Here is a 14,246-nt window from a genome sequence, read left to right as displayed (position 1 = left end):
AAGGATTACTCCGCTGCGGCTTCGGCTTCATCCTCGTCATCGGCGGCGGCCAATGCGCGCGGTGCGGCGATATTGGCAATCACGAAATCGCGGTCGATGGTCGGCTTGGTGCCTGCGGGCAGGTTGATGGCCGAAATGGTGATCGTGTCGCCAACCTTGTAATTGGTCAGGTCCACTTCCAACTGCTCGGGGATGTCACCGGCCAGCACGTTCAGTTCCACCTCGGGGCGGACGATGGTCAGCGTGCCACCGCGCTTCAGGCCCACACATTTGTCGGCGTTCAGGAACTCGACATGGATGAACAGGTTGATGCGGCTGGTGCGGCGCAGGCGCATCAGGTCAACATGGATCGGCAGACCCTTGACCACGTCGCGCTGCACGCCGCGGCAGATCACGCGCACGTCGTCCTGACCTTCGACCTTCAGGTTGAACAGCGTCGACAAGAAGCGCCCGGCTTTCAGCTTGGCGATCAGGTAGTGGTAGTTGAAGTTGATCGGCTGCGGGTCTACGCCGCCGCCATAAACGATACCGGGCACGAAATGCTCACGACGAGCTTGACGGGCGGCCCCCTTGCCTGTCCCCGCGCGTGCCTCGGCTACAAGATCCGGGATCTCTTTTGCCATTGTGTTCATCCTTTATAACACATGTGAAACGGCCCGCCTCCAAGGGTGCGGGCCGAAAGTAGCGTGGCTATAGGGCAGATTCGGTGGGAAGGGAAGGGGGCTTTTCCAGCCCCCTCTTGTGCCTGCGGCACAATTCACCCCCGGAGGATATTTCGGCAAGGATGAAGTTACACCAGTACGGTCGGATCGCCAAATCCCTGCGGCACATACAGGATATGCGGGCCGACATTGTGAATATCGGTTTCGCCGCACAGCGCCATCGACACATCGAGTTCCTTGTGGAGAACTTCCAGTGCCTTGGTCACACCCGCTTCGCCCATCGCGCCCAAACCATAGGTAAAGGCGCGGCCGACATAGGTGCCTTTGGCGCCCAGAGCCACAGCCTTGAGCACGTCCTGACCAGAGCGAATACCGCTGTCGAAATGCACTTCCATTCGGTCGCCCACCGCATCGATGATCGCGGGCAGGGCGCGGATGGAACTGACCGCGCCATCCAACTGGCGGCCCCCATGGTTGGACACGATGATCGCGTCAGCGCCAATATCTGCGGCGCGGCGGGCATCTTCCGCATCCATAATGCCTTTGACGATCAGCTTGCCGCCCCACCATTTCTTGAACTGCGCGATCCGGTCCCAATCGAGCGAGACATCAAAGGCTTCGGCGGTCCAAGTGGATAGCGACGAAGGATCGCTCACGCCCTTGGCATGGCCCACGATATTGCCGAAAAAGCGCCGCTTGGTGCCCAGCATCCCCAAGCCCCATTGCACCTTGGTCATCATATTGGCCACGGATTTTACCGTCAGCTTGGGCGGGGCGGACAGCCCGTTTTTCAGGTCTTTATGGCGCTGGCCCAGCACTTGCAGATCGACCGTGACCACGATGGCCGAACACTGGGCCGCGCGCGCGCGGTCGAACAGGCGGCGCATGAAATCGTCATCTTTCAGCGTGTAGACCTGAAACCAGAAGGGTTTGGTGGTATGCGCGGCCACATCCTCTATCGAGCAGATGGACATGGTCGAAAGCGTGAAGGGCACGCCGAATTTCTCGGCGGCGCGGGCTGCCTTGATCTCGCCATCCGCAGATTGCATGCCGGTCAGGCCCACGGGGGCCAATGCCACGGGCATGGACACGTCTTCGCCGATCATCTGCGTTTTGGTGCTGCGGTTTGCCATATCCACGGCCACGCGCTGTTTCAGCCGGATATGGCGGAAATCGGACGTGTTCTCGCGAAAGGTCTGCTCTGTCCAACTGCCCGATTCCGCGTAATCGTAGAACATGCGCGGCGTGCGGCGTTCGTAGATTCGGCGCAGATCTTCGATATTGGTGATGACAGGCATGACGCTCTCCGCATATTGGTAAGAAATCTTTACCGACACGCGCAGATCAAAGCAAGTCTGGCATCAGGAACTGAAAGTGCGCTTCAACCAGCCTTTCTTGGGCGCGTCCTCCGACTCTGCCTCTGTGGCCTCGGCATCGGGCTTGGGCGGTTCGACCTGTTCCTGAAACCGGGTGAAGAAATCCTGCGCCATCTTGCGCGCGAACCCATCGACAATGCGGCTGCCAAGCTGTGCCAATTTGCCGCCGACCTTGGCGTCAACCACATAGCTTAGCTTGGTCGCACCACCCTCGGCATCTTCCAGCGCGACGCGGGCCTCGCCCTTGGCAAACCCGGCGGCCCCGCCTTTGCCTTCGCCCACAAGGGTGCAGCTTTCGCCCGCGACCACATCCGCCATTGTCACCGCGCCCTTGAACGTGGCTTTGACGGGGCCGACCTTTTGCACGACCACGGCCTCGAACCCGTCTTCGGCAGAGCCGGTCAGTTCCTGACAGCCGGGCACGCAGGCTTTCAGCACCTCCGGGTCGAACAGGGCCGCCCAAACGGTGTTGCGCGGCGCGTTGATGATACGGTCTTCGGTCAGTTCCATGAAATGTCCCCCCTTTGGCTTGGCACCAGCATATGGCATACCGGCTGCGCGCGCGACCAAGGCTTTCGTCGCATGACCAAAGGTCGAATGGCGCGGTCTGAATTGACCTTGGGCGGCAAATGTGATCACAGTTGCGCATGCCCGTTATGCTGACACGATTGCCGCCCGCCCAGCCCGATGCGCCCGCGCAGGCGGCGCATGACCGTGTGTATCGCGGGTTGCGCCAGCAGATCATGCATGGCGAATTGCCGCCGGGCTACGCGCTGACCTTGCGCGGCATTGGCAAGGCCTTTGGGGTCAGCATGACCCCCGCGCGCGAAGCGGTCCGCCGCCTGTCCGCCGAAGGGGCGCTGACCATGTCGGGGTCGGGCCGCGTGACCACCCCGGAGCTGAGCAATGACCGGATTGAGGAACTGGCGCAGATCCGCGCGCTTTTGGAACCCGAATTGGGCAGCCGCGCGCTGCGCCGCGCACATCTGGCGCTGATTGACCGGATGGATGCGATCAACGAGGCGAATGCCCGTGCCGTCAACCGGCAAGATCCGATCAGCTATATCCGCACCAATCTGGAATTTCACCGCACGCTGTATTTGCGCGCGCAAAGCCCGGCCATTCTGGGGTTGTTGGAAACCGTCTGGCTTCAGCTTGGCCCGACCATGCGGGTGCTATATACCCGCCTGCGCCGCACCACGCCGCCGCCGCACCACCGGCATATTCTGGAAGCCCTGCGCGCGGGCGATGACGCCGCCTTGCGGTTGGCGATCCGCACGGATGTGACCCAAGGGTTAAAGCACTTGCAGGGCTAGCGGGCGCGCGCGAAACAGGCGTCAAGGTGGGTTTGGTGAAACGCCGCCGGGTCGCGGGTGTCATGCCCCAGCGCCTGCGCTTTCTGGAAGAACCCGCGCGCCGGCAATCCGCCAGAGGCGCGGCCAACCACCAGCGCGGCGCGCAAGGGGCGGCCTGCCGCGCTGTCTGTTTCCATCAGCTCTTCCAGTGCTGCGGTCAGCCGGGCAATGCGCCCCGGTCCCTCCAGCCCCAGATCAGCGGCCAGCGCGCCATAGGTCATGACTTGCCGTTGCGCGGCCAGATCGTCTAGCCGCGCGTCCAGCCTTGTGATCACGCCTCTGTGCCGCCTTCTGGCGGCTCGGCAACCGCATCCTCGTCGCCGGTTTCGGCAATCCGCGCGACCGATACGACCTGTTCGCCCGCCCCGGTGTTGAACACTTTCACCCCGCCGCCCGTGCGCCGCAGGAAGCGAATGCCCTCGACCGGCACGCGGATGGACTGGCCTTTGGACGTGGCCAGCATGACCTGATCGCTGGCATCCACCGGGAAGAGCGCCACAAGCGCGCCGCCGCGCATGGCTTTGTCGGTGGCCCCCACGCCCTGACCGCCGCGCGTGGTGATGCGGTAGTCATGGCTGGAGGTCAGCTTGCCCAAGCCATTCTCCGTGATCGTCAGCAGCAGGTCTTCGGCGGCGGACATCTCTGCGTAGCGTTCGGTCGAAAGCTGGCCTGCCTCGACCGCCTCATCGGGTTCGTCCGTGTCATCGTCTGTCACGCCCGCGATTAGACGGCGCTGGCGGATAAAGGCTTCGCGTTCTTCAGGCGTGGTCTCAAAGTGGCGGATCACGGCCATCGAGACGACGCTGTCATCGGCCCCCATGCGCACGCCGCGCACACCCGTCGAATCGCGGCCTTTGAAGACCCGCACATCCGTGCTGCGGAAGCGGATCGCACGCCCGGACGAGGTGACAAGCATCACGTCGTCATTCTCGTCGCAGATGCGCGCATTGACCATGGTCACGCCATCGGGCAGCTTCATGGCGATCTTGCCGTTGCGCATGACATTGGTGAAATCCGACAGCGCGTTGCGCCGCACATCGCCTGCCGAAGTGGCAAAGACGATTTGCAGGTTCTCCCATTCTTCCTCTGGCCGTTCCACGGGCAGAATGGCGGCAATGCTGACCCCGGTCGCAATGGGCAAGATATTGACCATCGCCTTGCCGCGCGCATTGCGCCCCGCCAAGGGCAGGCGCCATGTCTTCAGCTTGTAGACCATCCCGTCGGTGGTGAAGAACAAAAGCTGCGTATGCGTGTTGGCCACGAACAAGGTGGTGACAACATCGTCATCCTTGGTGGCCATGCCCGACAGCCCCTTGCCGCCGCGGCGCTGGGCGCGGAAATCGGCCAGCGGCGTGCGCTTAATATAGCCGCCAGAGGTGATGGTCACGACCATATCCTCGCGCTCGATCAGGTCCTCGTCGTCCATGTCGCCGGACCAATCGACGATCTCTGTGCGGCGCGGCACGGCAAATTGGTCGCGCACCTCGCGCAGTTCGGTGCCGATGATCTCCATCACCCGCGCGCGCGAGCGCAGGATGTCAAGGTAATCCTTGATCTTTGCGGCCAGTGCTTCCAACTCGTCCGTCACTTCCTTCACGCCCATGGCGGTCAGGCGTTGCAGGCGCAGTTCCAGAATGGCGCGGGCCTGCGTTTCCGAGAGGTTATAGGTGCCATCGTCATTCATGGTGTGGCTGGGGTCGTCGATAAGGCGGATATATTGGGCAATATCGCCCGCTGGCCAACGCCGCGTCATCAGCTTTTCGCGCGCTTCCGCCGGGTCGGCAGAGGCGCGGATCGTGGCGACAACTTCATCCACATTCGACACCGCCACGGCCAGACCACACAGCACATGGCTGCGCTCGCGCGCCTTGTTCAACTCATAGGCGGTGCGGCGGGTGACGACCTCTTCGCGGAACGAAATAAAGGCCGTCAGGAAATCGCGCAGCGCCAACTGCTCTGGCCGCCCGCCGTTCAGCGCCAGCATGTTGCAGCCGAAACTGGTCTGCATGGGGGTGAAGCGGAACAACTGGTTCAGCGCAACATCAGGCGTCGCGTCGCGCTTCAACTCGATCACCACGCGCACGCCGACGCGGTCGGATTCGTCGGCCACGCCGGAAATCCCTTCAATCCGCTTGTCGCGCACGGCTTCGGCAATGCGCTCGACCATGGTGGATTTGTTCACCTGATAGGGAATCTCATCCACGATAATCGCAAAGCGGTCTTTGCGGATTTCTTCGATATGCGTCTTGGCACGGATAATGACCGACCCGCGCCCTTCCAGATAGGCCTTGCGCGCGCCGGACCGGCCAAGGATCAGACCGCCCGTGGGGAAATCCGGGGCTGGGACGTAGTCCATCAACTCTGAACTGGTCAGGTCAGGGTTCTCGATCAGCGCCAGCGTGGCATCGACCACTTCGCCCAAGTTATGCGGCGGAATATTCGTGGCCATGCCCACGGCAATCCCGCCCGCGCCATTGACCAGCATATTCGGAAAGCGCGCGGGCAGCACGGTGGGTTCGCGGTCGCGCCCGTCGTAATTGTCCTGAAAATTGACCGTGTCCTTGTCAATATCGGCCAGAAGGGCGGCGGCGGCCTTGTCCATCCGCACTTCGGTGTAGCGCATGGCCGCGGGGTTATCGCCATCCATGGACCCGAAATTGCCCTGCCCATCCAGCAGCTTTAGCGACATCGAAAACGGCTGCGCCATGCGCACCAGTGCGTCATAGATCGCGCTGTCGCCATGCGGGTGATACTTACCCATCACGTCACCCACCGCGCGGGCGGATTTGCGATAGGGCTTGTCATGCGTGTTGCCGCCCTCATGCATTGCATACAAAATACGCCGATGCACAGGTTTTAACCCGTCGCGCAGATCGGGGATCGCGCGGCTGACGATCACGCTCATCGCGTAGTCCAGATAGGACGCGCGCATCTCCTGCTCGATAGAGATGCTCGGGCCGCTGGGGGCGGCTGGCGTGTTTTCGTCAATGTTATCAGGGGTTTCGGGCGTGTCGCTCACTGGACCCTCTTTGGCTGTTGGGGCTGTCTATATTTGGTTGGGGGCACAGTATCAGATGCACGATATGGGGTGCAATGGCCAGCGCCCCGGCATTTTGGCAGCCGGGGGTCGTGGTGGCTAACAATATGTTTTCATTGAAAATTATATTTCTTGCGGCATGATTTTCAGATCATGGTTTGAAAGAGGCGAAACATGACCGCATCCCCCACCGAATTGATGCTGAAAGGCTACGGGCTGACCACGGCGGAAATGATCTACCGGATGCCCGACCACACGCATGTTCTGAACACCTTCCTGTGGCAAGAGTATGATCTGGCCCCGGACTATCCGCACTTGTTCGAGTTTATCGAATTCTGGCACGAGAAGATCGACGGGCCGCTGCATTCGGTGCGGTTTTCGCACCGCAAGCGGATGTCGGCGGGCGACTGGCGGCACGTGGTGGGAGAGTTCGAAATCGGCGGCCGCCGCGCGCGGGATATGCGGTTGCAGTAGGAAGCAGAGTCGCGCGCAAGCGCGACAACCCGCGACCGCCCGCCCCCCAGGCGGGCGCGGGTTCCCCGCACCCCCCTCGGGCGGTCGCGGGTTGTCGCTTTCCCGATGCCGTAAGCAAACAAAAACCCGGCCAAGATGGCCGGGCTTAGTCGTATTCTTGCGACACAAATTACATTCCGGGAATTCGTCCGGAGGTTTCAAGGACGACCCTGTCGCCACCGATATTGATGTGCCTCGCAGGTCGCAGATTAAGCTCTTGTCCGTCGTCGGTCTTGAAGCTGAACGCAATAGAGTCTGCGTCAAAGAGCGCGGTCCGTATTTTTGGTGACATTGGGACCGACGTCACGCCGTATCTTTTACGGTGGTCTCCCAGCACCCTTACCTCGATCTTATATCTACCCAAGGCCGTGCCTTGCTTACTAAGTTCGCCAGTGAATTCTAGAGCCATGCTACTAGACCTTTCAAAGTTATCCACAGACATTCCAAGTTTTCCGTTAGGAAGTCTGTGAGTTACTTGGCAGGCTATTGCACCAGCGCCTTTTCCCTGTTTTCCCGAAAGCATCGCTCCGAGAGGGGTGGACTAGGTGCTCCGGTGGTGTGCCAAATAGCCCACCGGAAAGCCGGGGCGCAGAACTCGCACTTCTGCGCCCCAACCTAATCTCCTCAGCTACACCCGCTCGTCCCGCCGCAAGTGTTGCACTTCATGCAGGTGCCATTCCGCACCAGCGTGTAGTTGCCGCATTCGCCGCAGGGGTCGCCCTCGTAGCCTTGCATCTTGGCCTTGGTGCGCGCGTCCATCGTGGCGACAGTCACGCTTTCCACGTCGCGGGTCTGGTAAGCCACGGCGGCGGAGCCATCGGTGGCAAACCCAGTCGCCTGACCGCCTTGCAGCACCGTCAGTTCCTGCGGCAGGCGCTTGCGCAGATACCCGGTCGAGGAAATCTGCCGCAGCACTTCCAACGACCGCGACGCCGCATCGTCCGACGGTTCAGCAACATTGCGCTGGCCTTCGGTTTCGCCCGCGCCCAGATCGTCAAATGCGGTGCCCGCGGGCTTCACATGCGCCAGATCGGTCCGGTCCAGATAGCTGACCGCCAATTCGCGGAATATGTAGTCCAGAATGGATGTCGCGTTCTTGATGCTGTCATTGCCCTGCACCATGCCCGCCGGTTCAAAGCGGGTGAAGGTGAAGGCATCGACGAACTCTTCCAGCGGCACACCGTATTGCAGCCCGACCGACACGGCGATGGCGAAATTGTTCATCATCGCGCGGAAGCCAGCGCCTTCCTTGTGCATGTCGATGAAGATCTCGCCCAGCTTGCCATCGGCATATTCGCCGGTGCGCAGGTAGACCTTGTGACCGCCGACAACCGCTTTCTGGGTGTAACCCTTGCGGCGCTCTGGCAGTTTTTCGCGGTTCGAGCGCACGATCTGCTTGACGATAACCTTCTCGACGATCTTTTCGGCCAGAACCTTGGCCTTTTCCTGTGTCGAGCCGGATTCGAGGATTTCCTCGGCTTCCTCGTCATCTTCGATCAGCGCGGCGGCCAAGGGCTGCGACAGCTTCGACCCATCCCGATACAGCGCATTGGCCTTGATCCCCAGCGACCAAGACAATTCATAGGCCGCTAGCGTTTCCTCGATCGTGGCCGAATTCGGCATGTTGATCGTCTTGGAAATTGCGCCAGAGATGAAGCTTTGTGCCGCCGCCATCATGTGGATGTGGCTGTCCACCGACAGGAAGCGCTTGCCGGTCTTGCCGCAGGGATTGGCGCAATCGAACACGCCGTAATGCTCTGGTTTCAGATGCGGCGCGCCTTCCAGTGTCATCGTGCCGCAAACATGGTCATTGGCAGCGTCAATCTGTGCCTTGGTAAAGCCCAGATGGCGCAGCAGGTCGAAGCTGGGATTGTTCAGCTCTGCCACCGGAATACCAAGGGTTTCGCGGCAGAATTCTTCGCCCAGCGTCCACTGGTTGAACACGAACCGGATATCGAACGCCGAAGGCAGGGCCGCTTCGATTTTCTTGATCTCGGCCTCGCCAAAGCCGTGGCCGATCAGGCTGGTATGGTTGATGCCGGGCGCCTGACCCAGTGACCCGTGACCAACCGCATGGGCGATGATCTCGGCAATCTGTGCTTCCTTGTAGCCCAGCTTGCGCAAAGCGGCCGGCACCGACTGGTTGATGATCTTGAAGTAACCACCCCCGGCCAGTTTCTTGAACTTCACCAGCGCGAAATCGGGTTCAATGCCGGTCGTGTCGCAATCCATGACCAGACCGATTGTGCCGGTGGGGGCGATGACGGTGGCTTGCGCGTTGCGGTAGCCATGGGCTTCGCCCAAGGACAGCGCTTCGTCCCAAGCCGCGCGGGCCAGATCTACTAAGCGGCTGTCGGGGCACCCGGCGGCATCCAGCGCCACGGGGGCCACATTCACGCCCTCGTAGTCGGTTGCGCCAAAAGCGGCCCGGCGATGGTTGCGGATCACGCGCAGCATGTGATCGGCGTTTTTCTTGTAGCCGGGGAAGGCGCCAAGCTCTGCCGCCATCTCGGCGCTTGTGGCGTAGCTGACACCCGTCATGATCGCGGTCAGGGCACCGGCCAGCGCGCGGCCTTCACGGCTGTCATAGCCATAGCCCATATTCATCAGCAGCCCGCCGATATTGGCATAGCCCAGACCTAGCGTGCGGAATTCGTACGACCGCTGCGCAATTTCCTTCGACGGGAATTGCGCCATCATGACGCTGATTTCCAGCGTGATCGTCCACAAGCGCGATGCGTGCATATAGGCTTCGGCATCGAACCGGGTGCCGTCGTAAAACTTCAGCAGGTTCATGGACGCAAGGTTGCAGGCCGTGTCATCCAGGAACATGTATTCCGAACACGGGTTCGACCCGCGGATCGCGCCATCGGCGGGGCAGGTGTGCCACGCATTCACGGTGTCATGGAACTGGATGCCCGGATCAGCGCAAGCCCAAGCGGCGTGGCCGACCTGGTCCCACAATTCGCGCGCCTTGACGGTCTTGGCGACCTTGCCATCTGTGCGGCGCAGCAATTCCCAATCGGCATCTTCCTTGACGGCCTGCAAGAACGCATCGGTCACGCGCACCGAGTTGTTCGAGTTCTGGCCCGACACGGTGACATAGGCTTCCGAATCCCAATCCGTATCATAGGTCGGGAATTCGATGCTGTCATAGCCTTGGCGGGCATATTGCAGCACGCGCGCGGTGTAGGTTTCCGGGATCATGGCTTTCTTCGCGGCCTTGATCGCGGCTTTCAGGCTGGGGTTCTTTGCCGGGTCAACGGCATCCTCCGTGCTGCCATCCCATGCCCGGATCGCGCCGAAAATATCGTTCAAGCGCGCTTCGTGCAATTTGGAGCCGGCAACAAGCGAGGCGACCTTTTGTTCTTCGATCACCTTCCAGTTGATGAATTCCTCGATATCGGGATGGTCCATGTCGCAGATGACCATCTTGGCCGCGCGGCGCGTGGTCCCGCCCGACTTGATCGCGCCAGCGGCACGATCCCCGATTTTCAGGAAACCCATCAACCCGGAGGATTTACCGCCGCCCGACAGTTTCTCGCCTTCACCACGCAGCGAGCTGAAATTGGTCCCGGTGCCGGAACCATATTTGAACAGGCGCGCTTCGCGCACCCAAAGATCCATGATGCCGCCGTCATTGACCAGATCATCCGACACCGACTGGATGAAGCAGGCATGCGGCTGCGGGTGTTCGTAGCTGGATTTCGATTTCACCAGCTTGTGGGTGAACGGGTCCACATAGAAGTGGCCTTGGCTTGGGCCGTCAATGCCGTAAGCCCAGTGCAGCCCGGTGTTGAACCACTGCGGGCTGTTCGGTGCCGCCATCTGCGCGGCCAGCATGAAGCGCATCTCGTCGAAATAGGCGCGGGCGTCTTCCTCGGTGGCGAAATAGCCGCCTTTCCAGCCCCAGTAGCACCATGCACCGGCCAAGCGGTCAAACACTTGCTTCGCGCTCGATTCGCCGATGTAGCGGTCGTCTTCGGGCAGCTCTGCCAAGGCGTCCAGATCGGCGGTCGAGCGCCACAGGAATTCCGGAACGCCTTCTTCGGCCACGCGCTTCAGGCGGGCAGGCACACCGGCCTTGCGAAAGTATTTCTGCGCGATGACGTCGCTGGCCACCTGACTCCAGCTTTTTGGCACCTCGACCGCGTCGTTGCGGAACACGACTGTCCCGTCCGGGTTGCGGATTTCGGAAACCGTGGTGGTGAATTCCAGCGCCGCGTAGGCGTCTTGTGTTGCCGTCGTGAAATGCCGCTCGATTTTCATCTGCCTGTGACCCTCTATTTGCCGTGACCGCGCCGCGAAGCGCCTGCTAAAATGCCCGCTGGACCAGGGTGAAATGCAAAACGAACGCTGCCTGACATTGCCCAAAAGCAAGCCATTGCGTGTTTTACGAACCCCTGTCCCTCAGCCCGCGCGCGCTTACTGGCGCTTACTACATGTTGTGGGCCAAATGCTGACTGCCACAAACTGACGTATATTGGGGGCTGCCGTCAACGACAAAAATGTGAATTATTGTGGGTAAATTGACTTGACCTGCGCAAAGCGTTGAGGATGCGTTGAAAAGTCTCAGATCTTCATTAACGGTTTGCTTTCGGGGGCGCACCAATGGGCGGCGCGGTGCATGTCGGGGACATGGTCGCCTTGAAACTGGGCAGCAAGCTGGCAAAGCCTAGATGGATGTGATGCGCGGAAATCCAAAGGCACATTCCCTGCGATGACTGACAGGCCACTGCCCCTTATCACCCGCCCGGAGGGGCTGTATTGCCCCGCTGGCGATTTCTACATCGACCCGCTGCGCCCGGTGGCGCGCGCGCTGATTACCCATGGTCACGCCGACCACGCCCGCGCTGGCCATGGCGCGGTGCTGGCCACGGCGCAAACGCTCGACATCATGGCGCTGCGCTATGGCGCGGGGTTCACGCAAGCGCAGCAGGTGGCCGAAGGGCCGGTCCGAATCGGTGATGTGACGGTCAGGTTTCACCCGGCGGGGCATGTGTTGGGGTCCGCGCAGATACAGGTTACGGGCGCGGGGCCAAGCGTGGTTGTGACGGGCGATTACGCCCGCACCGCGAATCCGGCCTGCGCCGCATGGGAACCCGTGCCTTGCGATATTTTCGTGACCGAAGCGACCTTTGCGCTGCCGGTCTTCCGCCATCCCGACCCGGCGCAGGAGATCGGCAAGCTCTTGGCCTCTGTCGCGGCCTTCCCTGACCGCGCGCATCTGGTCGGGGCCTATGCGCTGGGCAAGGCGCAACGCGTCATCATGCTGCTGCGACAAGCGGGTTATGACGCACCGATTTATATTCATGGTGCGCTGCAAAAGCTGTGCGACTACCACCTGTCCCAAGGCGTGCCCTTGGGCGACTTGCGCCCCGCCACGGTCGCGCGCGGCAAGAAGGGCGATTTCGCGGGCGCGATCATCATCGCCCCACCTTCGGCCTTTGCCGCGACATGGGCGCAGCGATTCCCCGACCCTGTCATCTGTTTCGCCAGCGGCTGGATGATGGTGCGCGCGCGGGCGCGACAACGCGGCGTGGAATTGCCGCTTGTCATTTCGGACCATGTGGACTGGCCGGAACTGACCGCCACCATCACCGAACTGAACCCGTCCGAAACTTGGGTCACGCATGGCCGCGAGGACGCGATCTTGCGTTGGTGCGCGCTGCAAGGGCGTGCGGCACGGCCCTTGCGGCTGGTTGGCTACGAGGATGAACCCGAATGATCGGCGCTTTCGCAGACCTGTTGGAGCGGCTGGCCTTCACCCCGCAACGCTTGCGCAAGCTGGACCATCTGAAGCGCTATTTCGCCAGCCAGCCCGACCCGGACCGCGGGTTGGCGCTGGCGGCGCTGACCGGTGATCTGGGCTTGCGCGCGGTCACGCCATCCTTGCTGCGCGGGCTGGCCAGCGACCGGCTGGACCCTGATCTGTTCGCCATCAGCTACGATTTCGTGGGCGATCTGGCCGAAACCATCGCTTTGGCATGGCCCGATGCCGCACCGGGGCCGGGTCTGGCCTTGTCGGACCTTGTGACAGAGCTGCGCGATACGCCCAAGGCCCGCCTGCCACAGGTGATTGCCGCACGCTTGGACGCGCTTAACCCTTCGTCGCGCTATGCCTATCTGAAGCTGGCCACGGGCGGCTTGCGGGTGGGTGTTTCGGCCCGTTTGGCGCGGCAGGCGGTGGCGGATTATGGCGGGCTGGACCTGGCAAAGGTGGAAGAACTCTGGCACGGGCTGACCCCGCCCTATACGGCGCTATTCGCATGGGCCGAAGGAGGCGCGAAACCCGTTTCCGCCGCGCGCGCGCCGTTCCGCCCGGTGATGCTGTCCACCCCCACCGATGCCGAGGCGCTGGCCGATCTGGACCCCGCGCAATACGCCGCCGAATGGAAATGGGACGGCATACGCGTGCAGGCCGTGTCGGATGCGGGCACGCGCCGACTTTATTCGCGCACGGGCGATGATATTTCGCAGGCTTTTCCCGATCTTTTGGCGGCGCTCGATTTCGATGGCGTGATCGACGGGGAGTTGCTGGTGCGACGGGGAGCGGCGGTCGCGCCCTTCAACGAGTTGCAAACCCGCCTTGGCCGCAAAGCTCCCAGCGCCAAGCTGCAAGCCAGCCACCCGGCGGCCTTGCGCGCCTATGACCTGCTGCTGTGGGAGGGGCGCGATTTGCGCGGCGAATGCTTTAACACCCGCCGCGCGGCACTGGAGCGCGCAGTCGATGGGCTTGACCCCGCGCGCGTGGACCTGTCAGGCCTGTTGGCATTCGACACATGGGATGACGTGGCCAAGCTGCGCTCCGACCCGCCGGATTCGGTCATCGAAGGGGTGATGATAAAACACCGCGCTAGCCCCTATCTGGGCGGGCGGATCAAGGGCCATTGGTTCAAGTGGAAACGCGACCCGATGCGGGTGGATGCCGTTCTGCTTTACGCGCAGCGCGGCCATGGCAAACGGTCGGGCTATTATTCCGATTTCACCTTTGGGGTATGGGATGCGGGCGCGCTGGTGCCGGTGGGCAAAGCCTATTTCGGCTTTACCGATGCAGAGCTGAAAGAGCTGGACCGCTTCGTGCGCAATAACACGGTAGACCGTTTTGGGCCGGTGCGCGCAGTCGCGCCCAAGATGGTGGTGGAAGTGGCGTTTGAGGGGTTGAATCTGTCGCCGCGCCATAAATCTGGCGTGGCCATGCGGTTCCCGCGTATCGCGCGCATACGGGCGGACAAGCCTGCGCAAGAGGCGGATACGCTTGAGAGTTTGCGCGCGTTTTTGTCCAAGTGATCCAGCGGAGCGC

10 protein-coding genes are annotated in these 14,246 nt (G+C 61.8%); 4 read left to right on the top strand and 6 right to left on the bottom strand.

Annotation, left to right across the window (positions count from 1 at the left end):
* Positions 1-5: 5 nt before the first annotated feature.
* From AWT76_RS12285 to AWT76_RS12275, 3 genes are all read right to left on the bottom strand, one after another.
* Positions 6-623, bottom strand: coding sequence for a 50S ribosomal protein L25/general stress protein Ctc (locus AWT76_RS12285; RefSeq protein WP_072246595.1), 618 nt, complete (start codon positions 621-623; stop codon positions 6-8).
* A gap of 167 nt (positions 624-790) precedes the next feature.
* Positions 791-1,960, bottom strand: coding sequence for an alpha-hydroxy acid oxidase (locus AWT76_RS12280; protein ID WP_072246594.1), 1,170 nt, complete (start codon positions 1,958-1,960; stop codon positions 791-793).
* A 63-nt stretch (positions 1,961-2,023) separates the two neighbouring features.
* The gene (locus AWT76_RS12275) at positions 2,024-2,548 is read right to left on the bottom strand and encodes an SRPBCC family protein (RefSeq protein WP_072247694.1); all 525 of its coding nucleotides are present in this window, start codon (positions 2,546-2,548) and stop codon (positions 2,024-2,026) included.
* A gap of 146 nt (positions 2,549-2,694) precedes the next feature.
* Between AWT76_RS12275 and AWT76_RS12270 the strand changes: the two genes are divergently transcribed.
* On the top strand, positions 2,695-3,354 hold the full coding sequence (locus tag AWT76_RS12270; protein ID WP_072247693.1) for a GntR family transcriptional regulator: 660 nt from the start codon (positions 2,695-2,697) through the stop codon (positions 3,352-3,354).
* Here AWT76_RS12270 and AWT76_RS12265 read toward each other — a convergent pair.
* Together AWT76_RS12265 and gyrA are read right to left on the bottom strand one after the other, a co-directional pair.
* Complete coding sequence (locus AWT76_RS12265; protein ID WP_218055479.1) at positions 3,351-3,668, bottom strand: hypothetical protein; 318 nt, start codon at positions 3,666-3,668, stop codon at positions 3,351-3,353. The two genes, AWT76_RS12270 and AWT76_RS12265, sit on opposite strands and share 4 nt — an antisense overlap.
* Entirely contained in the window at positions 3,665-6,412 is a 2,748-nt protein-coding gene (gene gyrA / locus AWT76_RS12260; protein ID WP_072246593.1) for a DNA gyrase subunit A, read from the bottom strand. Before gyrA ends, AWT76_RS12265 begins: the two co-directional genes overlap by 4 nt.
* Before the next feature lie 192 nt (positions 6,413-6,604).
* On the opposite strand from gyrA, the gene AWT76_RS12255 reads away from it, so the two are divergent.
* Positions 6,605-6,904 carry an usg protein gene (locus AWT76_RS12255; protein ID WP_072246592.1) on the top strand — a complete coding sequence of 100 codons (300 nt, stop codon included), beginning with the start codon at positions 6,605-6,607 and terminating at the stop codon, positions 6,902-6,904.
* Between the two features lie 663 nt (positions 6,905-7,567).
* Here AWT76_RS12255 and AWT76_RS12245 read toward each other — a convergent pair.
* Complete coding sequence (locus AWT76_RS12245; protein ID WP_082700194.1) at positions 7,568-11,212, bottom strand: vitamin B12-dependent ribonucleotide reductase; 3,645 nt, start codon at positions 11,210-11,212, stop codon at positions 7,568-7,570.
* 451 nt (positions 11,213-11,663) lie between these two features.
* On the opposite strand from AWT76_RS12245, the gene AWT76_RS12240 reads away from it, so the two are divergent.
* Together AWT76_RS12240 and AWT76_RS12235 are read left to right on the top strand one after the other, a co-directional pair.
* On the top strand, positions 11,664-12,671 hold the full coding sequence (locus AWT76_RS12240; RefSeq protein WP_072246590.1) for a ligase-associated DNA damage response exonuclease: 1,008 nt from the start codon (positions 11,664-11,666) through the stop codon (positions 12,669-12,671).
* A complete protein-coding gene (locus tag AWT76_RS12235; protein WP_072247690.1) occupies positions 12,671-14,233 on the top strand; it encodes a cisplatin damage response ATP-dependent DNA ligase in 1,563 nt (520 codons plus the stop codon). Before AWT76_RS12240 ends, AWT76_RS12235 begins: the two co-directional genes overlap by 1 nt.
* Positions 14,234-14,246: the final 13 nt, after the last annotated feature.

This window comes from Roseibaca calidilacus, assembly GCF_001517585.1.
Lineage (GTDB): Bacteria > Pseudomonadota > Alphaproteobacteria > Rhodobacterales > Rhodobacteraceae > Roseinatronobacter > Roseinatronobacter calidilacus.
Note: the sequence above shows the minus strand (reverse complement) of the source record. Positions and strands in the feature narration are given on the sequence as shown.

Bases quoted from the DNA above. Each gene is read 5' to 3' on its own strand.
- AWT76_RS12285 (WP_072246595.1), bottom strand. From the start codon at position 623: ATGGCAAAAGAGATCCCGGATCTTGTAGCCGAGGCACGCGCGGGGACA.
- AWT76_RS12280 (WP_072246594.1), bottom strand. From the start codon at position 1,960: ATGCCTGTCATCACCAATATCGAAGATCTGCGCCGAATCTACGAACGC.
- AWT76_RS12275 (WP_072247694.1), bottom strand. From the start codon at position 2,548: ATGGAACTGACCGAAGACCGTATCATCAACGCGCCGCGCAACACCGTT.
- AWT76_RS12270 (WP_072247693.1), top strand. From the start codon at position 2,695: ATGCTGACACGATTGCCGCCCGCCCAGCCCGATGCGCCCGCGCAGGCG.
- AWT76_RS12255 (WP_072246592.1), top strand. From the start codon at position 6,605: ATGACCGCATCCCCCACCGAATTGATGCTGAAAGGCTACGGGCTGACC.
- AWT76_RS12245 (WP_082700194.1), bottom strand. From the start codon at position 11,212: ATGAAAATCGAGCGGCATTTCACGACGGCAACACAAGACGCCTACGCG.
- AWT76_RS12240 (WP_072246590.1), top strand. From the start codon at position 11,664: ATGACTGACAGGCCACTGCCCCTTATCACCCGCCCGGAGGGGCTGTAT.